Origin of the sequence: Martelella endophytica, assembly GCF_000960975.1 — a bacterium.
In the GTDB taxonomy this organism is placed as follows: domain Bacteria; phylum Pseudomonadota; class Alphaproteobacteria; order Rhizobiales; family Rhizobiaceae; genus Martelella; species Martelella endophytica.
Map to the genome: position 1 here is coordinate 3,344,501 of NZ_CP010803.1, position 24,842 is coordinate 3,369,342.

Below are 24,842 nucleotides of genomic sequence, written 5' to 3' on the forward strand. Positions count from 1 at the left end.
CTGAGGGCCGGCCCCGGATTCTATGCCTCAATCGGCCATTCCGGCCTCGTATTCGGCGGAAAGCGTCAGCCATTCTTCTTCGGCCTTGGCGAGTTCCGCGACCGCGTTGGCGCGGGCCTGGAGCATCACCTTCGCCTTTTCCGGCGCCTTTGCGTAAAGTTTCGGATCGGCGAGATCGGCGTCGAGCTTGGCGACGATCTCGGTGATCTTGGCGGTCTTGCGCTCGGCCGTGTCGATCTTCTTCTTCAGCGGCGCCAGCGCCGCCCTGCGGTCGGCGGCGGATTTGCGCTGGACCGATTTCGACTTCGGCTCCTCCGGCTCGACCTTCGCGGACTTCTGCTTGCCGCCGGAGACGATCAGCGTGCGGTAATCCTCGAGATCGCCGTCATAGGTCTTCACCGTGCCGCCATGCACCAGCCACAGCCGGTCCACGGTCGCCTCGATCAGGTGGCGGTCGTGCGAGATCAGGATCACGGCGCCCGGATAGTCATTCAGCGCCTGCACCAGCGCGTTGCGGCTGTCGATGTCGAGGTGGTTGGTCGGCTCGTCGAGGATCAGCAGGTTGGGCGCATGGAAGGCCGCAAGGCCCATCAGCAACCGCGCCTTCTCGCCGCCTGACAGATCGCGGGCGGGCGTATCCATCTTCTCCGTCGCCAACCCCATCTGCGCCACACGGGCGCGCACCTTTGCCTCCGGCACGGTCGGCATCAGCTTGCGCACATGGGCGACCGCGCTTTCATCGGGCACGAGGTCGTCGATCTGGTGCTGGGCGAAGAAGCCGGTCGAAAGGTTGGGGGCAAGCTTCAGCGTGCCCGATTCCGGTTTCAGCCGGCCGGAAATGAACTTTGCGAAGGTCGACTTGCCGTTGCCGTTGGCGCCGAGCAGCGCAATGCGGTCGTCATTGTCGATGCGCAGGTTGAGGTCGGTCAGGATCGGCTTGCCCGGCGTGTAGCCGACGGCGCCATCCTCGATAGCGATGATCGGGGAGGCGGGTTGCTTTTCCGGCTCAGGGAAGGAGAAGCCCTGGACATGGTCCTCGATGACCGCAGCGACCGTGCCCATCCGCTCCAGCGCCTTGACGCGGCTTTGCGCCTGGCGGGCCTTGGAGGCCTTGGCCTTGAAGCGGTCGATGAAACTCTGCAGGTGCTTGCGCTGCGCCTCATTCTTGGCGCGCGCCTTCATCTGCAATTCGTCGGCTTCCGCCTTCTGCCGCTCGAACTGGTCGTAAGAGCCGCGATAGAAGGTGAGCTTGCGCTGATCGAGGTGGATGATGGCGTTGGCGGCCGTGTTCAGAAGGTCGCGGTCATGCGAGATGATGATGACGCTGTAGGGATAGCGGCGGATATAGTCCTCCAGCCACAGCGTGCCCTCGAGATCGAGATAGTTGGTCGGCTCGTCGAGGAGCAGAAGGTCGGGCTCGGAAAACAACACCGCAGCAAGAGCGACGCGCATCCGCCAGCCGCCGGAAAAGGAGGAGGCCGGACGCTTCTGCGCGTCCTCGTCGAAGCCGAGGCCGGAGAGGATGCTTGCGGCCCGCGCTTCTGCCGAATGCGCGCCGATATCGACGAGCCGGGTCTGGATATCGGCAATGCGGTGCGGATCGGTGGCGGTTTCCGCCTCCGTCATCAGGGCGGCGCGCTCCTTGTCGGCGGCGAGCACGATCTCGATCAGAGCGTCCTCGGTACCCGGCGCCTCCTGCGCCGCCTGGCCAATGCGTGCCTTCTTCGGCAGCGAGACGCTACCGGTCTCCGGCGACAGCGCGCCGGTCAGCACCTTGAACAGCGTCGACTTGCCGGCGCCATTGCGGCCGACAAGGCCCGCCCTCATGCCATCGGGGATGGAGACGGAGGCGTTTTCAATCAGCAGGCGTCCGGCGATGCGGACGGAGAGGTCGGATATGGAAATCATGACCGCGGTTTTGTCTGAAACCGCGGGACTTTTCAAGCGGCGGCTTGCGCGAACGGCTTTCCTTCATCGGTTCGCAGGAAATAGATGAGATCGAGGGCCAGAGAGGGGCGGTCGAGGACGGTCAGCATCATGTGGATCTGGCCGCGATGATGGGTCTGGTGGTTGAAGAAATGGGAAAGCGTGATCGCGTAGCGGTCGGTGTAGAGCTGGGGCGGGTTGCCGCGCTTGTAGGAGAACGTGCCTTCGACGGCGTCTCCCAGCCCGCCAATGAACGCCACGATGTCGGCGTCAGTCTGTTCCCGCGCTGCCCGCAGTCCGGCGAAATCGTCGTAGAGAATGGTGTCGAGCGCGCCCGGCGCGGGGTTCTCGCCGGCAAAGCGCGCCAGCCACAGCCGGTCGGCAAAGAGAACGTGGTTCAGCGTCTCGTGAACCGAGCGAAAGAACGCGCCGAGATCGCGGCGATACTCCTCATCGGAAAGTGTAGCGGCGGCGTCATAGACAAGGCGGTTCGCCCAGGTGTTGTAGGCGGCAAACATGCGGTAATGCGACGACATCATAGTCCCTCCATTCTGGGATCATGATAATCCCAAGCTGATGCAGGGCGCTCATGAATTCTGCAGATGGTGACATTCATTGTGCTGATGCAGCGTCATTTGCCAGGGCAATATGCCCCCTGCTGCTTGAATTTGATCGGAATGCGCGACACTCTTTGCCCACAACAGGGAGTTTACCATGAGCCGTATCCTCTATTCGCTCTGTGGCGCCGATGCCTCGGCGCCGTTTTCCCCGCATTGCTGGAAGGTCGTTCTGGCGCTCAGGCACAAGGGGCTGGAGTTCACAGAAAGGCCAGTCGGCTTCACCGAAATTCCGAAAGTCGAGAACGGCTTCTCGAAGACGGTGCCAATTCTGAAGGACGGCGACGCCCTGATATCGGACAGCTTTGCGATCGCGCTTTATCTGGAGCAGACCTATCCGGACGCACCTTCCCTGTTCAAAGGCGAGGGCGGGCTTGCCATGGCGCGTTTCGTGGAAGCCTGGTCGCTATCGACGCTCCATCCCGCCGTGACACGGATTGCGCTGAAAAACATCCACGACCGGTTGGCGCCCGCCGACCAGGCCTATTTCCGCGAAAGCCGTGAGGCGCGCCTCGGCGCCACGCTGGAAGAGGTGGCGACCGGCCGCGAGGCCGCCATTGCGGCCTTCCCGGAGAAACTAACTCCGCTCCGCAATATGCTAAAATTTCAGCCGTTTATCGGCGGAAGTGAACCTCTTTTCTCAGATTATATCGTCTTCGGTGCGTTCAAGTGGGCGAGCCAGACAGGCAATACCGAACTGCTGGATCCGAACGATCCCGTGACCAACTGGTACGAGCGGGTGGAGGCTTTCACCGAAAAAGGCTGACGGAAGGGCGAAAACCTGGACATCACGGTTGTTCCGACGCTTCCATTTTGCCGAAAAGCCCTCTATACAGCGGCGAAATTTCCCCGAATGCCAGAGGACAATTGATATGGCTATTGAACGCACTTTCTCGATGATCAAGCCTGACGCCACCAAGCGCAACCTGACCGGCGCCATCACCAAGGTCTTCGAGGACAACGGCCTCCGCGTCGTTGCTTCCAAGCGCGTGTGGATGGCAAAGCGCGAGGCCGAGGCCTTTTACGCCGAGCACAAGGAACGTCCCTTCTTCGGCGAACTCGTCGAATTCATGTGCTCGGGCCCGACCATCGTGCAGGTTCTGGAAGGCGAAAACGCCGTTCTGAAGAACCGCGAGATCATGGGCGCCACCAATCCGGAAAAGGCCGACGAAGGCACGATCCGCAAGACCTTTGCCCTCTCCATGGGCGAGAACTCGGTTCACGGCTCCGATGCTCCGGAAACCGCCAAGCGCGAAATCGGCTTCTGGTTCTCCGAAACCGAAATCGTCGGCTGAAGCCATTCATTCCGGCATTTCTGCCCCTTTGAAACCCGCGGTTCTGCCGCGGGTTTTTTCGTCAGCCCTTGCGGGCGTTGAGGCGTTCGGCGGCGCGCTCACTGGCGGAGCGGCGGCTCGACTGGAACATGTGCAGGCGAGCGCGGACGCTGTCGACGATCTCCGGCGGGGCGGTCTTCGGCGAGCCGCAATTGTAGGGCGGCTGCGGGTCGTATTCCATCTGCAGCTGGATGCGCTGCGCGGTCTCGCGGTCGCTCAGTTCCTCGACCACCTTCAGGGCGAAGTCGATGCCGGAGGTCACGCCGGCGCCGGTGATCCGGTTGCGGTCGATGACGACGCGCTCTTCCACCGGCGTCGCGCCGAAGAGGGAGAGATGATCGAGCGAGGTCCAGTGGCTGGTGGCCTTGTAGCCCTTCAGCAGACCGGCAGCCCCCAAGACCAGCGAACCGGTACAGACCGAAGTGACGAGCTTGCAGCCCGGCGCGATGCGGCGCAGGAAGTTCAGCGTCTCGTCATCATCCATCAGCGCGATCTGGCCGGGGCCGCCCGGCACGCAGATGATATCAAGGCTCTCACACTGGCCGAAGGTCATGTTGGGCAGGATCCTGAGGCCACGATCGACGATGACCGGGTCGAGGTTCTTCCACAGGAGCTTCACCTCGACACCCTGCATCCGGTTCAGCACATCCGCGGGGCCGAACAGGTCGAGCTGGGTAAAACCGGGATAGAGGATGAAGCCGACTGTGCAGGACGCGGCGCTGGCTGGCATGATGGTTCTCTTTCGGTGTGGAGCATCAAATCGTTTTGAACAAGGATAGTGCTTCCGTTCTGAAGGGCAAGGTCGACGATAGACGGCAATCGCGACGTTTTTATTGCCAGCGTTTGCGGGCGGTCTCGTCCGCCTCGCGCGCGTCGACCCAGCCGCCGTCACCACCCGCAGCAAGATGCTCCTTCTTCCAGAAGGGGGCGACGGTCTTGAGGAAGTCCATGACGAAACTGGCGCCGTCGAAGGCGGCCTGTCGGTGACTTGCCGCGGCGATGACCAGCACGATGTTGTCACCGGGCAGGATGCGGCCGTAGCGATGAATGGCGGTGATGCCCAGAAGGTCGAAGCGGCGCACGGCCTCTTCCGAGATCCGCGTGATTTCGGCTTCCGCCATGCCTGGGTAATGCTCAAGCTCGAGCGCGGACAGCTTGCCCTTTTCATCGCGACAGTGGCCGGTGAAGCTGACGGTCGCGCCGATGTCGGTACGGCCTTCGGTCATGGCCCGCAGTTCGGCGGTGATATCGAAATCATCGGGCTGCACCCTGACGGTGACGGTCATGGCTCAGCCGCCCGTCATTGGCGGAAACAGCGCGATTTCCCGCGCCGCACCGAGCTTCTCGTCATGTTCGGCATGGACCTTGTCGAGGGCAACGCGGATGACGTCGGGCTCGCAGAGCGCCACGGCGTAGTTGTCGCCGCGGGCTTGTAGGAAGGTCAGAAGATCGCTCACCTTCTCGATATCGTCGGGAAGGGCGATTTCTTCCTCGGCCGTGCCGATGCGTTCGCGAACCCAGGCGAAATAGACGAGCTTGGTCATCGTTCGGCCTCCACGACATGTTTCAGCCCGGCGCGGAAATAGTCATAGCCGGTATACATGGTCAGCGCGGCCGCGACCCAGAGCAGAACAATGCCGGACTCTGTCGTGTACGGAAATACCTTGTCGCCGGCCGGACCGGCGAGCAGCAGGCCGATCGCGATCATCTGGAAGGTCGTCTTCCATTTGGCGATGCGGGTGACCGGCACGGAGACCTTTAGGCCCGCGAGATATTCCCGAAGGCCGGAGACCAGCACCTCGCGGCAGAGAATGATGATTGCCGCCCAAAGCGACCAGCCGGCAATGGTGCGCTCGACATCGGCGGCGAGCAGCAGCAGGCAGGTGGATACCAGAAGCTTGTCGGCAATCGGATCGAGCATCCGGCCGATATTCGAGGTCTGATTCCAGGCGCGCGCCAGATAGCCATCGAAGAAGTCGGTAATCGAGGCGATCAGAAAGATCGTCAGCGCCGCCCAGCGGGCGAAATCGGAGCTGGAGAGCTTTCCCTCAAGGAAAAAGCACAGCACGATGAGCGGCACGGCAAGAATGCGCCCATAGGTCAGGAGATTGGGGAGATTGTAAGCTTTCGATGCCATGGCGTCTTCCGTCCTGTCGCATCTCGCCGGATCGGGGCCGATGCGCTTTCCGTCACACATAAACCTTTGACGCGCCGCCGCAAGCGGTGCGCGTCAATTTGCGCCACCTTCGTGGAAATGATCATAGATCAATTTCGCCATGGCCTCGGAAATGCCCTCGACGGTGGCAAGGTCGCTGAGGCCGGCGCGCGAGACGGCCTTGGCCGAACCGAAATGCTGCAGCAGCGCACGCTTGCGCGAGGGACCGATGCCGGCAATCTCGTCGAGCGGGTTCTTCACCATTTCCTTCTTGCGCCGTGCCCGGTGCGAGCCGATCGCGAAGCGATGCGCTTCGTCGCGCAGGCGCTGGATGAAATAGAGCACCGGATCGCGCGGCGGCAGCGAAAAATCCGGCTTTCCATCCATGAAGAAACGCTCGCGTCCCGCCTCGCGGTCGGCGCCCTTGGCGATGCCGATCGCCGTCACCGCCTGGCGGATGCCGAGTTCATCGAGAATGGCGCGCACCGCCGTCATCTGCCCCTGGCCGCCATCGATGAGGATGACATCGGGCCAGGCGGGGAAGGGGGCATCGTCATCGGGCTCCGGCGCTGCGGCGTGGTCGGGGATGCCATGTTCCTTGATCAGCCGCGTGAAACGGCGGGTCATGACTTCGCGCATCATGCCGAAATCGTCGCCAGGGGTGATCTCGGTCGATTTGATGTTGAACTTGCGATACTGCGCCTTCACGAAGCCCTCGGGCCCCGCGACCACCATGCCTCCGACGGCATTGGTGCCCATGATGTGGGAGTTGTCGTAGACCTCGATGCGGCGCGGTGGCCGGTCGAGGCCGAAGGTCTCGGCAAAGCCTGCGAGCAACCGGGACTGCGTCGCGGTTTCGGAAAGCTTGCGGCCGTGGGCCTCGCGAGCATTGGCGAGCGCATGGTCCACCACTTCGCGCTTCTCGCCACGCTTCGGCACGGAGATCGACACCTTGCGGCCGGCGCGTTCGGAGAGCGCGAGCTGCATCAGGTCCAGCTCCTCGATCTCCTCGGAGAGGAAAATATTCCGTGGAACCGGCTTGTCGTCGTAGAACTGCGCCAGGAAGGCGTTGAGGATTTCGGCGCCGGAAAGCGACGGGTCGGTCTTCGGGAAATAGGCGCGGTTACCCCAGTTCTGGCCGGTCCGGTAGAAGAACACCTGGATGCAACAGAGCCCGCCCTCATTGTGGACAGCGAAGACATCCGCTTCCTCGATGCCGGCCGGGTTCACACCCTGGTGGCCGAGAACATGCGACAGGGCCGAAAGCCGGTCGCGATAGATCGCGGCACGCTCGAAATCGAGCTCTTCGGCGGCGCTGTTCATCGCTGCGGCGAGTTCGGTGTGAACCTGCTTGCTACGGCCGGAAAGAAACGCCTTCGCCTCGTTCACCAACTCGGCATAGCCGTCAGGCGAGATCTCGCCGGTGCAGGGCCCGGAACAGCGCTTGATCTGGTAGAGCAGGCAGGGCCGCGTGCGGCTTTCATAGACGCTGTCGGTGCAGGAGCGGATCAGGAAGGCGCGCTGCATGGCGTTGATGGTGCGGCCGACGGCGCCGGCTGAGGCGAAGGGGCCGAAATAGTCTCCCTTGCGGGCGCGGGCGCCGCGATGCTTGAACAGCGCCGGCGCCTCGTGATCGCCGGTGATCAGGATATAGGGAAACGACTTGTCGTCGCGCAGAAGCACGTTGAAGCGCGGACGCAGGCGCTTGATCAGGTTCGCTTCCAGCAGCAGCGCCTCGGTTTCCGTCCGCGTGGTGACGAATTCCATATGCGCCGTCTGCGTGACCATGCGGGTGATGCGGTTCGAATGGCCGCGCCCCTGGGCGTAGTTTGTGACGCGTTTCTTCAGCGAGCGGGCCTTGCCGACATAGAGCACGTCGCCATTGGCATTGAACATGCGGTAGACGCCGGGGCTGTTCGGCAGATGCTTGACGAACTCGGCGATCAGCTCCGCGCCCTTCAGCGCGTGCTTTGCGACTTCGCCGTCATTCCAGACGATCTTCTCCGTCTCCGGCAGCGCCATGGGCGCTTCGGTGACGTCGTCATCGTTGTCGTCGTCATAAACAATGCCACCATCGAGCGGCGTCTTCTGCGTCATTCGTTGATACCTGTCACATCCGGCGTTTCCCAGGCAAGATGCTGGCCGCCGTCTAGCGCGATCATCTGACCCGTGATCGAGGGTGTTTCGTAGAGATAGCGAATCGTTGACCCGACTTCGCGCGGATCGGGGCCGCGCTTCAGGATAAGGCCATCGATCTGCTTTTGGAAATCCTCCTCGCTCTGGCGCGCGTTCCTAAGCGTCGGGCCCGGGCCGATCGCATTGACGCGCACTTTGGGTGCGAAGGCCTGTGCCATCGTCTGCGTCGCCGTCCAGAGCGCGCTTTTCGAAAGCGTATAGGTAAAGAAATCGGGCCTCAGCGCCCAGACACGCTGGTCGATCATGTTGACGACAAGCCCGTTTCCCTCCACCTGCCGGGCAAAGCGGCCGGCAAGCGTTGCCGGTGCCTTGACGTGGACGGCGAAGTGCCGGTCGAAGGTGTCCATGTCGAAATCGCCGGCGCTGTCGGCATGAAACACCGAGGCGCAGTTGACGAGGAGATCGAGCGGCCCAAGCGCGGCCTGCACTCGCTCGACGAGGCCATCGACGGCGGTGGGATCAGTGAGGTCGGCCGCGAGCGCAACTGTCCGCACGCCCGATTTCGACATTGCGGCGGCCAGCGTTTCGGCCTCCGCAAGGGATTGATTGGCATGAATTGCCACATTGAAGCCGTAATTGGCTAGGTCTTCGACGATGGATCGCCCCAGTCTTTTTGCCCCGCCGGTGACGAGTGCGGTCTTGATCGGCCTGTTCTGCTGCATTCTCGAGTCCCAGAGATCGGTTACTTGAGCCATATAGGGTGTTTAACAATCTTTCGCCAACGGGCGGAGGCGGGTTTTGCTGACCGGAAACGACGATAGAAGTTATAGACGCTAAGTTAACGTCTGTTGTTTTTATAATTTAAATTCATCTTAACCAAAATATACACGCCATTATCACGAATTAATCGACAGTTAACCAGCAATTTATCTGTCGTATATATAGTATTGATAAGCAGTAACCATAGTCCTATTTCATTCCTATGCGCAATCTTGATGCGAAGAACGCACCTCAATGCGTTTCGCTGGATATCGTTAAGGAGAATAACATGCGGAACTTGAACAAAACGCTGACGGCAGCCACCATGCTGGTGCTGGGTGCGGGCGCGGCTCAGGCCGCAGATGCAATCGTAAGCGCTCCCTATGAGCCGAGCCCGGTTACCTATGCTGCGCCGGTCAAGGTCAGCAACTGGAGCGGATTCTACCTCGGTGGCGCCGCCAACTGGGACTGGGGTACTTTCCAGAAGGGCGATTTCGACGCCGACGGCTGGGGTGGCACGCTGTTCGGCGGCTACAACATGCAGTCCGGCTCGATCGTCTACGGCGTTGAAGCCGATCTGGCGACCTCCAATCAGCATGAATATGTCGACCCGAACCTGAAGATGGAGCAGGGTGTCAACGGCTCGCTGCGCGGCCGCATCGGTTATGCGATGGATCCGGTCATGGTCTACGGCACGGGCGGTCTTGCCGGTTCCAAGCTGCAGGCCAAGCAGGGCGGCGACAAGGACAAGCAGATGGCCTGGGGCTACACGCTCGGCGCTGGTGTCGAGGCGATGGTCACCGACAACATCTCGGCCCGCGTCGAATACCGCTACACCGACTACGGCGATCAGGACTTCAACCTGAATTCCGGCCGCTACAAGCGCGGTTTCCAGGAGAACACGGTCAAGGTCGGCCTCGGCGTCCATTTCTGATCCTGTCAGAACAATCGATTGCGAAAACCCGCCCTCGTGGCGGGTTTTTGCGTTGGAGCTGTCAGGCGTTCCCGCGCTCCGAGGCTTCTCCGACCAGGCCTTCGGCGAGATGTCGCTTGGCGCGGTGCAGACGCGACATCACGGTTCCGAGCGGTATGGAGAGTTTCTCGGCGATGTCCTCATATCCATAGCCCTCGACATCGTGGAGCAGGACGACCTCGCGGAAGTCCGGCGCGAGCGCTTCGAGCGCGTTTATCAGCCTTGCGCGCATCAGGGCATCCGGCTGGGGTTCTCCCCAATCCTCAATGCCATCGAGCGCCAGGAGCGGCAGGGTGTCCCGATGCCGCCGGGCGTTGGCATTGAGATGGAGCATGATGGTGTAAAGCCAGCCGCCGATATTTTCACCATGCCACTGATGGTGCCGCTGCAGGGCCATCAGCACGGTATCCTGCAGCAGATCCTCGCCATCGCTTGCCGAACCGGCCAGTGCTGCCGCAATGCGTCGCAGCCGCGGCATTGCGGCGAGGACCTCGGCCTCGAATTGCGGATCCGGCGCCGCGCAACAAGTTTGCCGCACCGGACGCAGGCGGCCATGGCTGACGCCTGGACCGACACGTGCGTCAGGCCGGGCGGGCGACCTGCCAGTGGCCGGCGGCGTCCTGGCCGGTCGTGTCGCCGGGCTTCTGGTCCTGAGCCCGGAAATAGAGGGGTTTGCCATTCAAAGCCCACTGTCGTTGACCATCCGTCCGCACCACAAACGTGTAATGTGCGAAGGGTTGCGCGGCTGAATTGGCGATATATGGTGGCCAATTTGCGGCACATGGCCCGTAGCAGGCGGATACGTCCCGTGCGTCCTGGTCATAGGTGTAGAGCGTCCTGCCGTTCTGCCCGGCGAGGACGGGGCCGCTGTTGCTGCTGACGGTCTGGAAGGTATTGGTGCCCGCATGGGCCATGCCGGTGAAGGCCACGAGCACGGCTGCGGCGAGGAGGGTGGTTTTCATTTCGATGCTATCCGTTCTGTTGGTATGTCGCGCTCATCGCGACACGTCACCGGATAGACACGCGAGGACCCGGTTTTATTCCCCGCCTCACGATTTTGTGTTGCCCTTTGCCGGCGAATCCTGCCAAGTCGGCGCCATGGAATTCTCACCGCAACAGGATGAAGCGCTGAAGGCGGTCTCGCACTGGCTGAAGGAAGGCCGTTCGCCGGTGTTCCGGTTGTTCGGCTATGCCGGCACGGGCAAGACCACGCTTGCGCGCTATTTCGCAGAGCATGTCGATGGCGATGTGCTGTTCGCCGCCTTCACCGGCAAGGCCGCCCAGGTGCTGCGCTCGCGCGGCGCCAGCAACGCCCGCACGATCCATTCGCTCATCTACCGCCCGAAGGGCGAGGAGATGATCGAGGACGAGGAAACGGGCAAGACCTCGGTCGCGCCAATGTTCTCGATCAACCGCCAGAGCCCGCTCGCCAAGGCAAAGCTCATCATCATCGACGAATGCTCGATGGTTGATGAGAAGCTTGGCCAGGATCTCGTCTCCTTCGGAACGCCGGTTCTGGTGCTTGGAGACCCGGGCCAGTTGCCGCCGGTCTCCGGAGGCGGCTATTTCACCAACCACGATCCGGATTTCTTGCTGACCGAAATCCATCGCCAGGCCCGCGACAATGCGATCATCGATCTGGCCATGCGGGTGCGCGAAGGCGCAGAGATACCGCACGGCGACTATGGCGAGGCGCAGGTCATCTCCCGGCACGACGTGACGCAGGATCTGGTGCTGGGCGCCGACCAGGTGCTTGTCGGAACCAATCGCACGCGACGGCGCTACAATCAGCGCCTCAGGGAACTGAAGGGCTTCACCCAGGCCTATCCGCAATCCGGCGACAAGCTGGTCTGCCTCAGAAACGATCCGTCGAAAGGGCTTCTCAACGGCTCGCTGTGGAAGGTGATGTCGTCGTCAAAGGAAACCGTCAAGCCGGGCATAAACCTGCTCGTCAATCCGGAAGAGGATGATCCCGACAGGGGCGCGGCACGGATCAAGCTGCTGAAGGCCGCCTTCGAAGACAGCGAGACGGAAATTCCGTGGTCAACGAAGAAGCGTTTCGATGATTTTGACTACGGCTATGCGCTCACCGTCCACAAGGCGCAGGGTTCGCAGTGGAATAATGTGGTGCTTTTCGACGAAAGCTGGGCCTTCCGGGACACCCGGGAGCGGTGGCTTTATACCGCGATCACCCGCGCGGCTGAGCGATTGACGATCGTAAGGTGATAGTGGTACAAAATCGCGCAAATACAGCTATTTGGTGTTATTTCTTGCCAGATAGAAACATGTTTTGAGGCAGGGAAAGGGGCGCCAATGACCGCGCGGCTGTCTGTCAATCTCAATGCGGTGGCGCAATTGCGCAACCGTCGCGACCTTCCCTGGCCGAGCGTTCGGCATCTGGGCAAGATCGCGCTCGAGGCCGGCGCCTATGGCCTTACCGTGCATCCGCGTCCTGACCAGCGGCATATCCGTTTCACCGATCTTGCGGTGATCCGAAACCTGATCGATGACGAATTCCCGCAGGCGGAATTCAACATCGAGGGCTATCCCAGCGACCATTTCATCGGGCTCTGTCTCGAGAGCGAGCCTGAGCAGGTGACGCTGGTGCCCGACAGTCCGAGCCAGTCGACGTCCGATCACGGCTGGGATTTCATTGCCGATGCCGGTGTGATCGAGCGCGCGGTGATCCGTCTGAAGAAGCGCGATATCCGCGTTTCGCTGTTTGCCGATGGCGATGCCAGCCGCAGCCAGCTCGAAGCGGCCCGCGACAGCGGCGCGGACCGGATCGAGCTCTACACCGGCCCCTACGGCGCCTGCTACGACGATCCGAAACGCGAGGTCGAGATCGCAGCGCGGCTGGGCGAAACCGCCGCGATCGCGGCCGAACTCGGCCTTGGCGTCAATGCCGGACACGACCTGACGGTCGAGAACCTGCCGGTTCTGGCGCAGCAGATCCCGCATCTGGCCGAAGTTTCGATCGGACATGGCCTCACCGCGGATGCGCTGGAATTCGGCATGGCCGAAAGCGTGCGTCGCTTCCGGCGCGCCTGCGGTGAGACTGTCTGAGGCGAAGGGCCCTCGTTCAGAAGGCCTTTGCGTTCTCTTCGAAGAACACTTCCAGCGGCTTCGGCTTGCGGCCTGTCAGCTTTTCGAAATCGTTGTTGACGATATCGAAGCGGCCCGAGCGGATATTTTCATCCGTGCTGACCATGAGATCGACCACGAAAGGCGGCAAACCCACGCCCGAAAGCGTCTCGCGGAGCGCATCCGAGGTGACGTGCCGGACCTCGAGCGGCTTGCCGGTGGAATCGTGCGCCAGTGCCGCGACCTCATCGATCGTATAGGTGGTCGGCCCAACCAGCGTATAGGTGTCCTTGCCGGATGTGTCTGAGAGCAGGGCAGCGGCGAGCGCGCGTGCGCAATCCTCATGGGCGATGTAGTTGATCCGCCCGTTGCCGGCCGCTGTCAGCCAGACGCCATGCTGGAAAGCGCTCGGCAGGCTCATGAACAGGTTTTCCTGGTACCAGGCATTGCGGAGCAGGGTGTAGTTGAGCCCGCTTGCCTTGATCGCCTGTTCGGTCCCCAGGTGATCGCCAGCAAAGCTGATGAGCGAATCCTCGGCTCCGGGCAGGGACGTGTAGACGACGTGCGTGGCACCGGCTGCCTTGGCGGCATTGACGGCGGAGGTATGCTGGGCCACGCGGTCGACTTCCGGGGCAAGGCTGTCAGTGGAGATGATGGCGACCCGGTCAGCACCGGCAAAGGCGGCCGCGAGAGTCTCAGGCGCGTCGAAATCCGCCTGGCGGACGGCAATGCCCTTTGCGGCATAGTCCGCAAGCTTGCTGACATCACGGGTGGTGGCGATGATTTCTGATGGCTTCTTGCCAGCCTGGAGCAGGAAATCGAGCGTTTCGCAGCCAAGCTTGCCGGACGCTCCGGTGACGAGGACGGTCTGGTGGTTCATTGGGTATCCTTCTGCCGAGCGGCATGAAATTTCTAAACGTAGTCTCGAAAAGAGATCATACTTCATCTAGGAAGATTGGCGCCGCTGTAAAGAAGGGTTTATAATCTCCCCTGGTTACACAGATGTGCGCAGGAGCCAGCCATGACCGACCCCTTACCCGCCTGGAACAGGGCGGAACTCGCCGGAATTCTCACGAATGGCCTGATCGAAAACTGCCCGGTCCGCGACGTGCTGAACCAGGTTTCGGGAAAATGGGCGACGCTGTTGCTGATGGCGCTTTCGGAGGGGCCGTTGCGCTTTGCCGAATTGAAGCGCTTCACGCCCGATATCTCGCAGCGCATGCTGACCAAGACGCTGCGCGATCTGCATCGTGACGGCTATATCACCCGCACCGTCTATCCGACCAAGCCGCCGAAGGTCGTCTACGCCCTGACCGAGACCGGCCGCTCCTTCCTGGATCCGTTTCAGGCGCTCGTCGCCTGGGCGCGCAACAACCACGCACAAATCCGCGCGGCGCGGCTGAGCTTTGACCGGGAGGAGGCGGAGACGCTTGCGTGAAGGTGGGCTGGCGAAACGAAAACACCCCGGCGCAGGGGAATGCCGGGGTGCTTATTCGGGGGTCACTTGAGGTATGCTATTTCAACGTCTAGCACGTTGCGATGTTCCAAATATAGTTAAGGATTTGTGAATTTCTATAGCCCGCCGATTCTGATTCGTTTTTAGGTTAACGGGCCAGTTCCCTCCGGGCCCGCGCTGTGCTTTCCTCAGAATGCGCGAAGGGGCGCGAAGGAGGGAATGATGAAAGCAACACTTGCAGCATTGATGATGGTTCTGTCGGCATCCGTCGCCTCGGCGGCCGACGACTGGAATGCGCTCGCCATCGACGACGACACCATGACTGTCGGCATGGCGGTCGACCAGCCGTCCAAGGAGGCGGCCGAGGCGCTGGCGAAGAGCGAATGCCTCAAGGAAGGCGCCAAGGGATGTGGCACGGTGGTCTCCCGCGAGGGCGGTTGCCTGGCGCTGTCGCGCAACGCATCGGGATCGAGCCTCGGCTACGGCATGGAGGACACCATCCAGGAAACCGTTGCGGAAGCGCTGAAGCAATGCGCAGATGGCGGAAAGTATGAAGGCTGCACCGTGCACAGCAACATGTGCGCCAGCAACTGAGCAAATCGGCTTGGTCAGACTGAAGTCCGGATAAAGAAACACCCCGGCATGGGAACTGCCGGGGTGTTTCCGGAGGTCATCGTGAACGTAGAAACAAGAGCGAGGCGCAGAGACGTGCGTGACCCGCATCACGATGAAGGAACAAGGGGCGTAGTGCCCCGTTACGCAACAGATAGGTTCGCGCGGTCCGAATGTCAATCAACTGATTAAACTCTTTTTCGACAAATTTGCTCAGCCATCCGGCGAGCGGTTTTTCCCGCGCTGGAAGAGAGGCCGAGGGTGACCGTTGATGGCCGCTGTGATGCTCGTCGCCCGCAGGAAACCGATCGCCTTTCTGGCGCGCGATTTAAGTTGAAAATGAATGAAGGGACCGCCGCCCGAAATTGCGAAAAATCATGGAACGATGGTTTGCGGATTTCGGGGAAGCGGAAACGCTTACAGCTTTTTCTGCAGAAAGATCCGGTCGCGGCCGGCAACGAAGTCCTTGAGACGGCCATACTCGACAAAGCCGTGGCGCTGATAGGTCTTCAGTGCCACCGGATTGAAGGTGTCGATATAGGCCGAATGGCAGCCACGCTTCAGCGCCTCGGCCTCGGCGGCCGCGAGCATGCGGGCGGCCACGCCCTGACCGCGGAGGCTTTCACCGACCCAGAGCCGCTGCACATAGAGCCAGCCCCAGGAGGTCATGCCGTTGATTCCCGCCGCAACCGCGCCGTTCCCGTCGCGCACCAGCACGGTCAGCAGCATGCGCTGCTGCGGCCCGACCTCGGCTTCGTTGAAGGTGGTCAGGTTTTGATCGATGACCGCGACATCGGCGTCGGCGGGCGTGGCAGTGACGGAAATTTCGAGCGGCATGGCACCAGAACCGGGAAAGGGAAGGCTGGCCGCGACCATATCGTGCCATCCCAAAATCACAAACATCATTCGCCAAGGGCGCGATGATGGCAGGTCGGAACGGTCTTGAAGAAAAGTGGCTCCCCGGGTCGGATTCGAACCGACGACCTATCGATTAACAGTCGAGTGCTCTACCGCTGAGCTACCAGGGAACATTCGCGCCGGATGGGCGCTGCGGTGTGAGCGGGTTAATACAAATGGCGGGACGATTTGCCAAGCCCTTTCTCGAAAAAAACATAGGAATTTTGTGGCGGCGGAAATCGAGCCGCTGCGATGACGCTCTGACGTCGATAAGGGGCGGTCTAGCGGCGTAAGATATTGCCGCCGTCGCCGTTGCGCTCGCCGCGTTGCAGATCGCGCATCGTCTGTTCGATTCCTTTTCGCGCGCGCCTGCCTCTTAACTGATGAGCGGAATAGGTTCGCGGGGACAACAGCAACCTGTCATCCTTTTTGATGACGTCGAAAATTCGTTCCGCCGCCGCGGGCTTGTCCTCCGACGTATAGGTGGCGACGATGACAATGCGGACGCTGTCGATGGTCTCAAACGCATCGAAATCGGGCGGCGACATCTTTCCAATGAGCTGGCGGAACGTACCGATATCGATGTGCTCACCGGACTGGAGCGGCCCCTGGAACAGTCGGGTTCGCGAGTCGGACGTATCTTCGTCATCAATGTTGAGGTTGCTCAGCGAATAGCTCAATTGCTTGCATTCACCGTCCTCCTCCTGAACGGTGAAATCGAGCAGGACCGCGTCGATATAGATCGGCCTTGCGCTCATGTTGGCGACCAGGCAATGACCATCAAGCGTCGGACCGGCGCCCCTGTTGATCAGGATTTTCGCCCGGCGCCCCTCACGGTAGCTGCCGAACAGCAGTTGCAGGTAGACCGCCCAGATGACAATGGTGGCAAGGCTACCGAGCGCGCTCAGCGCGCCCGAATATTCATTGATCCAGCTCCACATCGTTTCGCTCCTCTGGCCAAGGGCTACCGAACGGCGGAGGTGGGCTTTCTCAGGCCTCCGGCTCGCTTTTGACTTCCGCCCCCTGTTTTCCAACGGGATGCGGCGCGTTCGGTTCCGGCAAGTCGTCGCGGGACAGGTAGACGGTGGAGGAGGGGAAGGCGAAGCTGGCGCCATTGTCGTCGATGATATCGCGGATATTGATCAGCAGTTCTTCCTGTACGGCGAGGAAGACGTTGATGTCGGCGGCGGCGATATTGGCATAGATGTCGATCAGCATTGCCGAATCGCCATATTCCACCAGCCGCACGCGCAGCGGCGATTCGAGCACGCTTTCATGCGCTTCGAGCATCGCCCGGATACCGTCCATGACGCTGTTGAGCGTCGCCTTGTCGGTCTGGTAGCGCAGGCCCATCTTGTGGCGGAACAGAAATACGTCGCGTTGACTGAAATTGGTGATCTTGCGCTTCACCAGGTCGGCATTCGCGACGATGATGAGCGTCCGGTCAAGCGCGCGGATGCGGGTCGAGCGGATGCCGATCTCTTCCACCGTGCCGGCGGTGTCGTCGAACTGGAAGAAGTCGCCGACGCGCACGATCCGGTCGGCATAGAGGATCAGGCCGCTGATGAAGTTTTCCAGCGTCGGCTGGGCGGCGAGCGCGATGGCGAGGCCGCCTACACCGAGACCGGCGACAACGCCGTAGATCGGGATGCCGATCCGGGTCGCGCCATAGCCGAGCACGATGATGGCGACAACGAAGGAGACGACCCTGAAGCCGGTGCGTACCAGGCTGGCATCGAGGCTCGCGCGGCCGAGATTGGGGCTGCGGATCGTCAGAAGATAGATGGTCTGCAGCAACTGATAGGTGAGCCACGCGGCGGCCGACCAGATGACGGCGCTGATCGCGGTCGTGACGATCTGCAGCAGGTCGCCGGTGATGTTGATCTGCTCCTCGCACAGGAAGTGGAACAGGTTGGCCGCGAGAATTACCAGAAGAGGCGCGACAATGCGGCGCATTTGCCGGGCTGCAGGATCGAGCGGCACGGACCGGCGCGCGTTCCAGCGGCCGTAGACGGCAAAGGCGAAGACAAAGACCAACGTGGTGACGATGAGGGCGATCCATTGCCAATAGGCCTGGCCGGCAAAATTGAGTTGCAGCCAGAGCGGGCCATCGAGAATGAACTCGTACCACCGCGGCGCGACGAGATTGCCCGGCGTATAGATATAGTACTGGAAGAGGTCCTCACCCCGGTCGGAGACGAGGGGCAGGGCCTTCACCGCCTCATAATCATCTGGAATCTGATCGACCGTGGCAGCGGTGAAAAGGTACTCGCCCGCCTGCGGGCCCTCCGTCTGCCGCGCAATGGTGAGGCTTGTGCCGGGAATGATCCACCGGTTCGGGATGAGGCTTTCGTCATCGGACGAAATGGCGCCGGCCGGCAGGCCCGGGACGTCAGCAGTCGGCGGCAGGTAGATGCGGTCGAGGATTTCCTGGAGCTGCAGCACGACCTCGATGCTCGCGCGTTCGCGCGAGGCCGCCGGTATGTTGGACATGTCGAAGGTCCGCGCAGCCTTTTCCAGAAGCGACTGGACCAGAACGAGGTCTTTCTTCTGCTGGCTCGTCATGAAGAAGGTGTCGCCGTCGAAATAGCCGTCGCGGACGTTGAGCCAGAGCTTGTTAGCCGCTTCCAGTATCATCAGGAAGCTCTCCAGCGTCGCCCGCGGGCTGCGCGTGTCGGGCGGCGAGATCGGATTGCTGACAAGCCGGCCATAGCGTTCCCTGATGCCCGGATCGTCCTGGGCTTCGTCGATGATGCTTTCGACGAGATCGGCCGTGGTGCTGCGCCCGGCCGCAGCCTGCTCGGCGCCGACGGTCGGCAGACTGACGTGTGGCAGAACGGCGACCAAAAGGGTGGCCAGCGCTATCACGACCACGATCAGCGCCGTGCGCACGCGCCGGCTTCCTCTCTCTCTGTCAATTTCCATCTCGCCCCATCCTGTCCTGACGTTCCCACCCTGGCGCCTTATAACGTTCGCCTAAAACAAGCCTAACCGATTTCCGACGTGATTCGGCAAGGGGCGGATAGATTTCTGCAAAAACTTGGATCGGGTCGCATGACAGCGGCGGAGCGCCAAATCGCGAAACCAGCTGCGGTTTTCAGAAATTCCTCTTGCGCGGCCCGGATAAAATCGCTAACTCGCAGCCCACGTTCGATGAAACGGACGCGGGGCCTCGTGGCGGAGTGGTGACGCAGAGGACTGCAAATCCTTGCACGCCGGTTCGATTCCGGCCGAGGCCTCCAAATCCCCCCACATTGATTGCTTGTTCCCTTGCCTTGCGCCACGCGCAGCAAGTCGCTTCAGCTTGCCTTGCAGACGAGTTGGCGAGATGTTGCCTCTGCAAAATATTTCCACCCGCCCTTGAATGTCGCAAACTGCCCGGAATGTTGGGCTGAGCGCAGCCACCGGAAGCGGGGAGGGGGCGTCTTTTGGGCAACGGGAGCGGGCTCGGCAACCACTGATTAAGGTTTCTTTTCTATTCAATACGGGTGTGTGACAGCCCTTCGAATGGTCCTGAAAGAATGCCTTTTTCGCGTTATCCAAGCCTCCATTCCAGCGCCGCTGGCAAAACCTCCGACGACAAGACGGCGGAGGTTAATCTGCCTGAGCAGCGTGCAGCCATACTGGATCCCGATCAGCTGCCGAGCTGGCAGCGGCCATTCGTGCTCGGACCGAATGTCCGGTTCACGCGCACGCCGCACAAGCGCCAGCCGATCGGCGATGTTGGCCCCTCCGGGGCGGTCACTTCGCCGGCGGTCGCGCTGCAGACGCAATTGGCGGAGGCGCTTTCGGAGGGGCAAGCGGAGCAAACGGCAAGTGACCCGGTCGAAATCTCGCCGCCTCAAGACATTGAGACGGCAGCACCGCCACCAAATCCGACGCCTGTCGATTTCCTTTGCCGCCCGATCCGCCGCCCACAGCAGAATGCCTCCATGACCGAAATAGCCGAAGCCAGAACCGAACAGCTGGAAATCGTGGAAGAGCGTCATCCTGACGCTGCGGAATCGGTCGCCCCCGTCGAGAAGGCGGCAAAGGCCGAACGGTCCTTCGCCTTCATTCCCGATGGGCTGGCTTTCGAAATGATGGGGCTCGGCCTGATCGGCGAAGCCGATGAGGTGGCGCCGGAGCCCGTAGCGGAAGAGCCTCGCCCCGCTGCGGCGCTTGTCGCGCCGGTGCCCGTCGAGCCGGCGCCAGCCGCAGCCCCGGAAGCGCCTGAGGCGCCATCGCCGGTATCGCTTTATCGCCAGGTCACCCTGCGTGCGCCCGAGCCTGCCTCAGCGCCCGTTCCCGAGGAACCGGTGGAGGATCTGGTCGAGGAAGAGGACGGCTTCGACGAGGATGACCCGGCCGAGGTGGAATTTTACGAAGCGGCGGAAGATGAAATCGATGATGAAGACGACGAGACGCCGGCTGAGCCGCAACGCCGCGTCTTCGTGCAGGAGCCGGTAACGGACTTCGTCTTCCCCTCGATCGACCTGCTGCAGTCGCAACGCCACGATGAGGTGAGCGAGCTCAGCCAGGAGGTTCTGGAACAAAGTGCCGGTCTTCTTGAGAGCATTCTCGAAGATTTCGGCGTGAAGGGCGAGATCATCGATGTCCGCCCGGGACCGGTGGTCACGCTTTACGAATTCGAGCCGGCGCCCGGCGTGAAGTCGTCGCGCGTCATCAATCTCTCCGATGATATCGCCCGGTCGATGTCGGCGCTTTCGGCGCGCGTCGCGGTCATCCCCGGTCGCAACGTGATCGGCATCGAGCTGCCGAACGAGGAGCGCGAGACGGTCTATCTGCGCGAGTTGTTCGAAAGCCGGCCCTACATGACAACCGATTTCCGGCTGCCGCTCTGCCTCGGCAAGACGATCGGCGGTGAGCCCGTCGTCGCCGAACTGGCCAAGATGCCGCATCTTCTGGTGGCTGGCACCACGGGGTCGGGCAAATCGGTGGCGATCAACACCATGATCCTGTCCTTGCTCTATCATCTGCGGCCGGAAGAATGCCGGTTGATCATGGTCGACCCGAAAATGCTGGAGCTCTCCGTCTATGACGGCATTCCGCATCTGCTGACGCCGGTCGTGACCGACCCGAAGAAGGCCGTGCTGGCGCTGAAATGGGCCGTGCGCGAAATGGAGGAGCGCTATCGCAAGATGTCGCGCCTCGGCGTGCGCAACATCGACGGCTTCAACGAGCGCGTCGCCGAGGCGCGGGCCTCCGGCGAGACGATCATGGTCAGCGTGCCGACCGGCTTCGACCGCAGCACGGGCGAACAGACCTTCGAGGAGCAGGAGCTCGATCTTTCGGCGCTGCCCTATATCGTCGTCATCGTTGACGAGATGGCGGACCTGATGATGGTTGCCGGCAAGGAGATCGAAGGCACGATCCAGCGGCTGGCGCAGATGGCCCGCGCTGCCGGCATCCACCTGATCATGGCCACCCAGCGTCCCTCCGTCGATGTCATCACCGGCACGATCAAGGCGAACTTCCCGACGCGGATTTCCTTCCAGGTAACCTCGCGGATCGACAGCCGCACCATCCTCGGCGAGCAGGGGGCCGAATATCTCCTCGGTCAGGGTGACATGCTGCACATGAAAGGCGGCGGGCGGATCGCGCGCGTCCATGGCCCCTTCGTTTCGGACCACGAGGTTGAAAAGGTCGTCGCTCATCTGAAGCGCCAGGGTACGCCAACCTATCTCGGCAGCGTCACCGTTGACGAAGAAGGCGAGAGCGAGGACGACAGCGCCGTGTTCGATGCAACGGACATGGGGTCGGCGGGGGACGATGGCGACGATCTCTACGAAAAGGCCGTACGCATCATCCAGCGTGACAAGAAGTGCTCGACATCCTATATCCAGCGTCGTCTGTCGATCGGCTATAACCGGGCCGCCTCTCTGGTGGAGCGAATGGAGCTGGAAGGACTTGTCGGACCCGCCAATCACGTCGGCAAACGCGAAATTCTAGACACCGGCGCCGCGAGCTGAGGGAGGCCCTGGGCCGATTCTGACAAAAAAGTGAGCATTTTTTGCTGACGCGGTGGCGGTTCGAGCCATTGTCGGGTGTCATGGGCAGTTGCCCGGAATTTGCTGCATTTCCCTTTTGGGCTTCAGCGAAGCGCGTGCTCGCATCGGAGCATGTGCCTCAATCTTAACAATCGTCAATATCCGGTGCATTGGCGGCGGAAGTCTGGATCTCGCGGGCGCGGCTACGACGCCTGCCGAGCGCGATTAAAAGGTTGCATCTAAACAAATAAGTGTGGACTTTTTACATATTTCGGTTTTGGAATATGATCGCGCTGTCATCGTGCTCTATCACGCAAGCCTCTGAAAAAAAAGGAACCGCCGGCATTTTTCCTTCGTTGTTGTACACGCGACCCGATCAATTTTTCTGGTCGCAAGCGAGACAACAAAACAGGGGCCGGCCTCGGAGGCGGTCGAACGGAGGACATAATGATTACGCGTTCCATGAAATCCAAACTTCTCGCCGGCGTTCTTTTGGGCGGCTCGGTGATGTTCGTTGCTTCGACCCCGGCGCGGGCGCTTGACGTCAATATCGGTGGCGAAAACGGCATTAGTGCCAGCGTCAATGTCGGTCAGAATGAAGGCGGCGGCCTGGGAGCCGATGTTGGCGCCAGTGTTGGCGGCAGCAACGGTGTGAATGCCGACGTGGGCGCCGACGTCGGTGGCGGCCAGGCAGTCGGCGCCGATGTTGATGCTTCGGTAGGCGGTTCGAACGGCGTCAACGCCGATGCGAATGCAAGCGTCGGCGGCGGCCAGGCCGTTGATGCCGATGCCAGTGCGAGCGTGGGTGGTTCGAGCGGCGTGAACGCCAATGCCTCTGCCGATGTCGGCGGTGGTCAGGGTGTCAGCGCGGATGTCTCGGCAAACACCGGCAGCGACAGTGGCCTTAGTGCCGACGTTGGCCTTGGTATTGGCGGCGGCAGCGGTATCGATGCGGATGTTGATGTTGGCATCGGCGGCGGAAACGGCGGCGGCGGCAATGGCGGTGGCGGCGGAAACGGCGGCGGCGGCATTGGCGGTGGCGATAACGGCGGCGGCATGGGCGGCGGCGGGAACGGCGGTGGTGCTGTTGGCGGCGGTGGCTCGAACGGCGGTGGCGATGGCCAGATGCCTCCGAACCGCAACGACGGTCGTCTGGTCCTTGCCTTCGATAATCTGTCGAGCGGCGAGAAGCAGGTCGTCCGTCAGCAGTGCGGTCGCGTGATGCAGTCGCCCGGTTCCTACGATTCGGGACTGCAGCGGCTCTGCCAGCTGGTCAACCGCTATCGTTGATCCGGAAAATCAGGAAACCGAAGAGGCGTGCCGCAGGGCGCGCCTTTTTGGTTTGTCGCATTGAGGCGTCTCAAAATCTCCGAGATGTCCACTCCCGCCTTGCCTTGGAAGTTCGGCGCATTTATGAAAAGGCAAAGCCGGTTCATCCGGCATGCGGCGCAGCAAGAGCTTTCTAGAGGTTGATGGCCATGATGAATTTCGAAACGGCGCGTATCAAGATGGTGGAAAACCAGATACGCACCACGGATGTCACATCGCACCCCGTGATTTCTGCATTCCTTTCTGTTCCGCGCGAAGCCTTTCTTCCGCCTGAAATGAAGGCGCTTGCCTATATCGACGAAGACATCCCGGTGAAGGCCGCAACGCCCGAAAGCCCGGCCCGCTACATGATGGAACCGTCGCCGCTCGCGAAGCTGGTGCAGCTGATGGATGTCGACAAGGAAGACGTGGTCCTGGTGGTCGGCGCGGGCGAGGGCTATGCGTCGGCGATTCTGTCGCTGCTTGCCGGCTCGGTGGTCGCTGTCGAAAGCGACGCGGACCTCGCCGAAGCAGCAAGCCAGAATTTCCTCGAACTCGGTTATGACAATGCCGCCGTGGTCACGGGACCGCTGGAGGAGGGCTGTCCCTCCGAGGCGCCTTACGACGTCATCTTCATCAACGGCGCCGTCGAATATGTACCCGAGGCCATTCTGGAGCAGCTTCGCGAAGGTGGGCGACTTGTCTGCGTCGAAGGTTTCGGCCACGCCGCCCGGGCAAAGGTCTTCCGTCGCGAGGACGACATTTTCTCCGATACCGCCTTCTTCAACGCCGCCGTCAAGCCTCTTCCGGGGTTCGTCCGCCCGAAGGAATTCGTCTTCTAGAGCCGAATGTGATGGTCGCCTGCTGTTCAGAAAGCTGTGTACAGCGCTGAAAATGCGGGGGATTCCCTCGGGTGAAGGCTTGGTTTAGCCTATTCTTTCCAAGTGTGTTTGAGTCGCGCGCCGCAAGGCGCAGGAAGGTCAGGAATGGCGCAGCCGAAGATGCAGCAGGAACCCACCATGGAGGAGATCCTCGCTTCGATCCGCCGGATTATCGACAGCGGTGAAGAGCAGGGAGCCGAACGCGGGACGCGCGGTTCGCGTTATGAAGAACCCGCCGCCGAGCTTCCCGAAGCGGAAGCTGACGAGTGGCAGACGCCTGCAAATCGTGATCCCGTTGTGGTCTCGCGGACCTATTCCGGCGAAGTGGATATGCCTGCAGCGCCTGAGGCCGAGGAGCCTGCGGTTGCCGATCAGCCGGAGATGCGCGAGACGTCGCAGGCGGTCTATCCGGGCTCGCTCAGCGAAGTCGCCGCCCAGGTGCGCGCGGCCTCCGCCTCCGAGCCGGAAGCCGAGGAAGTTCCGTCCGCCGACGATGACGCCCTTCTTTCTTCGGATACCGAACGGCGTATCGGCGATGCCCTTCGTGAGCTCTCCGCGGCGCTGGAACAGGAGGGCGCGCGCAGCATGGAGGAAATCGTCGCGGAAGAGCTGCGTCCGTTGCTGCGGGAATGGCTTGAGGAGCACATGCCGTCCATCGTCGAAACGATGGTGGCGAAGGAAATCGAAAGAATGCGCAAGCGCTGAAAATCGGGG

General features: G+C 61.6%; 25 protein-coding genes and 2 tRNA genes. 12 read left to right on the top strand and 15 right to left on the bottom strand.

Going from position 1 to position 24,842, the window contains the following annotated elements:
• Window positions 1-27 precede the first annotated feature (27 nt).
• Both TM49_RS15290 and TM49_RS15295 read right to left on the bottom strand, forming a co-directional pair.
• A complete protein-coding gene (locus TM49_RS15290; RefSeq protein ID WP_045682544.1) occupies window positions 28-1,908 on the bottom strand; it encodes an ABC-F family ATP-binding cassette domain-containing protein in 1,881 nt (626 codons plus the stop codon).
• 32 nt (window positions 1,909-1,940) lie between these two features.
• Window positions 1,941-2,462: a DinB family protein gene (locus TM49_RS15295; protein ID WP_045685314.1), complete on the bottom strand. Its 522-nt coding sequence runs from the start codon at window positions 2,460-2,462 to the stop codon at window positions 1,941-1,943.
• Window positions 2,463-2,640: 178 nt separating this feature from the next.
• On the opposite strand from TM49_RS15295, the gene TM49_RS15300 reads away from it, so the two are divergent.
• Both TM49_RS15300 and ndk read left to right on the top strand, forming a co-directional pair.
• Entirely contained in the window at window positions 2,641-3,309 is a 669-nt protein-coding gene (locus tag TM49_RS15300; protein ID WP_045682546.1) for a glutathione S-transferase family protein, read from the top strand.
• 106 nt (window positions 3,310-3,415) lie between these two features.
• Window positions 3,416-3,838 (top strand): nucleoside-diphosphate kinase, encoded by a 423-nt coding sequence (gene ndk / locus TM49_RS15305; protein WP_045682547.1) that lies wholly within the window; start codon window positions 3,416-3,418, stop codon window positions 3,836-3,838.
• Window positions 3,839-3,899: 61 nt separating this feature from the next.
• Here the strand turns inward: ndk and TM49_RS15310 are convergent, their stop codons facing one another.
• The 6 genes from TM49_RS15310 to TM49_RS15335 all read right to left on the bottom strand — a co-directional run bounded on the left by TM49_RS15310 (window position 3,900) and on the right by TM49_RS15335 (window position 8,890).
• Window positions 3,900-4,607: a DJ-1/PfpI family protein gene (locus TM49_RS15310; RefSeq protein WP_045682548.1), complete on the bottom strand. Its 708-nt coding sequence runs from the start codon at window positions 4,605-4,607 to the stop codon at window positions 3,900-3,902.
• A 100-nt stretch (window positions 4,608-4,707) separates the two neighbouring features.
• Window positions 4,708-5,163 carry a molybdenum cofactor biosynthesis protein MoaE gene (locus TM49_RS15315; RefSeq protein ID WP_045682549.1) on the bottom strand — a complete coding sequence of 152 codons (456 nt, stop codon included), beginning with the start codon at window positions 5,161-5,163 and terminating at the stop codon, window positions 4,708-4,710.
• Between the two features lie 3 nt (window positions 5,164-5,166).
• A complete protein-coding gene (gene moaD, locus TM49_RS15320) occupies window positions 5,167-5,421 on the bottom strand; it encodes a molybdopterin converting factor subunit 1 (protein WP_045682550.1) in 255 nt (84 codons plus the stop codon).
• The gene (gene pgsA, locus TM49_RS15325; RefSeq protein WP_045685316.1) at window positions 5,418-6,014 is read right to left on the bottom strand and encodes a CDP-diacylglycerol--glycerol-3-phosphate 3-phosphatidyltransferase; all 597 of its coding nucleotides are present in this window, start codon (window positions 6,012-6,014) and stop codon (window positions 5,418-5,420) included. Before pgsA ends, moaD begins: the two co-directional genes overlap by 4 nt.
• A 93-nt stretch (window positions 6,015-6,107) precedes the next feature.
• The gene (gene uvrC, locus TM49_RS15330; protein ID WP_045682551.1) at window positions 6,108-8,129 is read right to left on the bottom strand and encodes an excinuclease ABC subunit UvrC; all 2,022 of its coding nucleotides are present in this window, start codon (window positions 8,127-8,129) and stop codon (window positions 6,108-6,110) included.
• Window positions 8,126-8,890 carry an SDR family oxidoreductase gene (locus TM49_RS15335; protein WP_045682553.1) on the bottom strand — a complete coding sequence of 255 codons (765 nt, stop codon included), beginning with the start codon at window positions 8,888-8,890 and terminating at the stop codon, window positions 8,126-8,128. The genes uvrC and TM49_RS15335 overlap by 4 nt, the downstream gene beginning before the upstream one ends.
• A gap of 326 nt (window positions 8,891-9,216) precedes the next feature.
• On the opposite strand from TM49_RS15335, the gene TM49_RS15340 reads away from it, so the two are divergent.
• Window positions 9,217-9,861, top strand: coding sequence for an outer membrane protein (locus TM49_RS15340; protein WP_045685317.1), 645 nt, complete (start codon window positions 9,217-9,219; stop codon window positions 9,859-9,861).
• Window positions 9,862-9,922: 61 nt separating this feature from the next.
• Here TM49_RS15340 and TM49_RS15345 read toward each other — a convergent pair whose 3' ends face one another.
• Both TM49_RS15345 and TM49_RS15350 read right to left on the bottom strand, forming a co-directional pair.
• Window positions 9,923-10,378 carry an RNA polymerase sigma factor gene (locus TM49_RS15345; RefSeq protein ID WP_045682555.1) on the bottom strand — a complete coding sequence of 152 codons (456 nt, stop codon included), beginning with the start codon at window positions 10,376-10,378 and terminating at the stop codon, window positions 9,923-9,925.
• Between the two features lie 103 nt (window positions 10,379-10,481).
• Entirely contained in the window at window positions 10,482-10,862 is a 381-nt protein-coding gene (locus TM49_RS15350; protein WP_045682557.1) for a COG4315 family predicted lipoprotein, read from the bottom strand.
• 136 nt (window positions 10,863-10,998) lie between these two features.
• Between TM49_RS15350 and TM49_RS15355 the strand changes: the two genes are divergently transcribed.
• Both TM49_RS15355 and TM49_RS15360 read left to right on the top strand, forming a co-directional pair.
• Window positions 10,999-12,126 carry an ATP-dependent DNA helicase gene (locus TM49_RS15355; RefSeq protein ID WP_045685319.1) on the top strand — a complete coding sequence of 376 codons (1,128 nt, stop codon included), beginning with the start codon at window positions 10,999-11,001 and terminating at the stop codon, window positions 12,124-12,126.
• Window positions 12,127-12,213: 87 nt separating this feature from the next.
• Window positions 12,214-12,966 (top strand): pyridoxine 5'-phosphate synthase, encoded by a 753-nt coding sequence (locus TM49_RS15360; RefSeq protein WP_045682559.1) that lies wholly within the window; start codon window positions 12,214-12,216, stop codon window positions 12,964-12,966.
• Window positions 12,967-12,982: 16 nt separating this feature from the next.
• Here the strand turns inward: TM49_RS15360 and TM49_RS15365 are convergent, their stop codons facing one another.
• Window positions 12,983-13,864, bottom strand: coding sequence for an SDR family oxidoreductase (locus TM49_RS15365; protein WP_045682561.1), 882 nt, complete (start codon window positions 13,862-13,864; stop codon window positions 12,983-12,985).
• A 141-nt stretch (window positions 13,865-14,005) separates the two neighbouring features.
• Between TM49_RS15365 and TM49_RS15370 the strand changes: the two genes are divergently transcribed.
• Together TM49_RS15370 and TM49_RS15375 are read left to right on the top strand one after the other, a co-directional pair.
• Window positions 14,006-14,422 carry a winged helix-turn-helix transcriptional regulator gene (locus TM49_RS15370; protein ID WP_045682563.1) on the top strand — a complete coding sequence of 139 codons (417 nt, stop codon included), beginning with the start codon at window positions 14,006-14,008 and terminating at the stop codon, window positions 14,420-14,422.
• Window positions 14,423-14,662: 240 nt separating this feature from the next.
• A complete protein-coding gene (locus TM49_RS15375) occupies window positions 14,663-15,034 on the top strand; it encodes a DUF4189 domain-containing protein (RefSeq protein WP_158498647.1) in 372 nt (123 codons plus the stop codon).
• 435 nt (window positions 15,035-15,469) lie between these two features.
• Here TM49_RS15375 and TM49_RS15380 read toward each other — a convergent pair whose 3' ends face one another.
• The 4 genes from TM49_RS15380 to TM49_RS15395 all read right to left on the bottom strand — a co-directional run bounded on the left by TM49_RS15380 (window position 15,470) and on the right by TM49_RS15395 (window position 18,874).
• On the bottom strand, window positions 15,470-15,928 hold the full coding sequence (locus tag TM49_RS15380) for a GNAT family N-acetyltransferase (RefSeq protein ID WP_425283249.1): 459 nt from the start codon (window positions 15,926-15,928) through the stop codon (window positions 15,470-15,472).
• 77 nt (window positions 15,929-16,005) lie between these two features.
• Window positions 16,006-16,080: transfer RNA gene (locus TM49_RS15385), tRNA-Asn, on the bottom strand.
• Window positions 16,081-16,230: 150 nt separating this feature from the next.
• The gene (locus TM49_RS15390) at window positions 16,231-16,890 is read right to left on the bottom strand and encodes a hypothetical protein (protein WP_045682566.1); all 660 of its coding nucleotides are present in this window, start codon (window positions 16,888-16,890) and stop codon (window positions 16,231-16,233) included.
• Between the two features lie 49 nt (window positions 16,891-16,939).
• Window positions 16,940-18,874, bottom strand: coding sequence for a mechanosensitive ion channel family protein (locus TM49_RS15395; protein WP_082074764.1), 1,935 nt, complete (start codon window positions 18,872-18,874; stop codon window positions 16,940-16,942).
• 243 nt (window positions 18,875-19,117) lie between these two features.
• Here TM49_RS15395 and TM49_RS15400 point away from each other — a divergent pair.
• The 5 genes from TM49_RS15400 (at window position 19,118) to TM49_RS15420 (ending at window position 24,833) form a co-directional block, all read left to right on the top strand.
• Window positions 19,118-19,191, top strand: a tRNA-Cys gene (locus tag TM49_RS15400).
• Between the two features lie 690 nt (window positions 19,192-19,881).
• The gene (locus tag TM49_RS15405; protein WP_425283250.1) at window positions 19,882-21,921 is read left to right on the top strand and encodes a DNA translocase FtsK; all 2,040 of its coding nucleotides are present in this window, start codon (window positions 19,882-19,884) and stop codon (window positions 21,919-21,921) included.
• Between the two features lie 480 nt (window positions 21,922-22,401).
• Window positions 22,402-23,229, top strand: a complete 828-nt coding sequence (locus tag TM49_RS23945) for a hypothetical protein (RefSeq protein ID WP_052699872.1) — start codon at window positions 22,402-22,404, stop codon at window positions 23,227-23,229.
• 188 nt (window positions 23,230-23,417) lie between these two features.
• A complete protein-coding gene (locus tag TM49_RS15415; protein WP_045685323.1) occupies window positions 23,418-24,089 on the top strand; it encodes a protein-L-isoaspartate O-methyltransferase family protein in 672 nt (223 codons plus the stop codon).
• 144 nt (window positions 24,090-24,233) lie between these two features.
• Complete coding sequence (locus TM49_RS15420) at window positions 24,234-24,833, top strand: PopZ family protein (protein WP_045682570.1); 600 nt, start codon at window positions 24,234-24,236, stop codon at window positions 24,831-24,833.
• Window positions 24,834-24,842 lie beyond the last annotated feature (9 nt).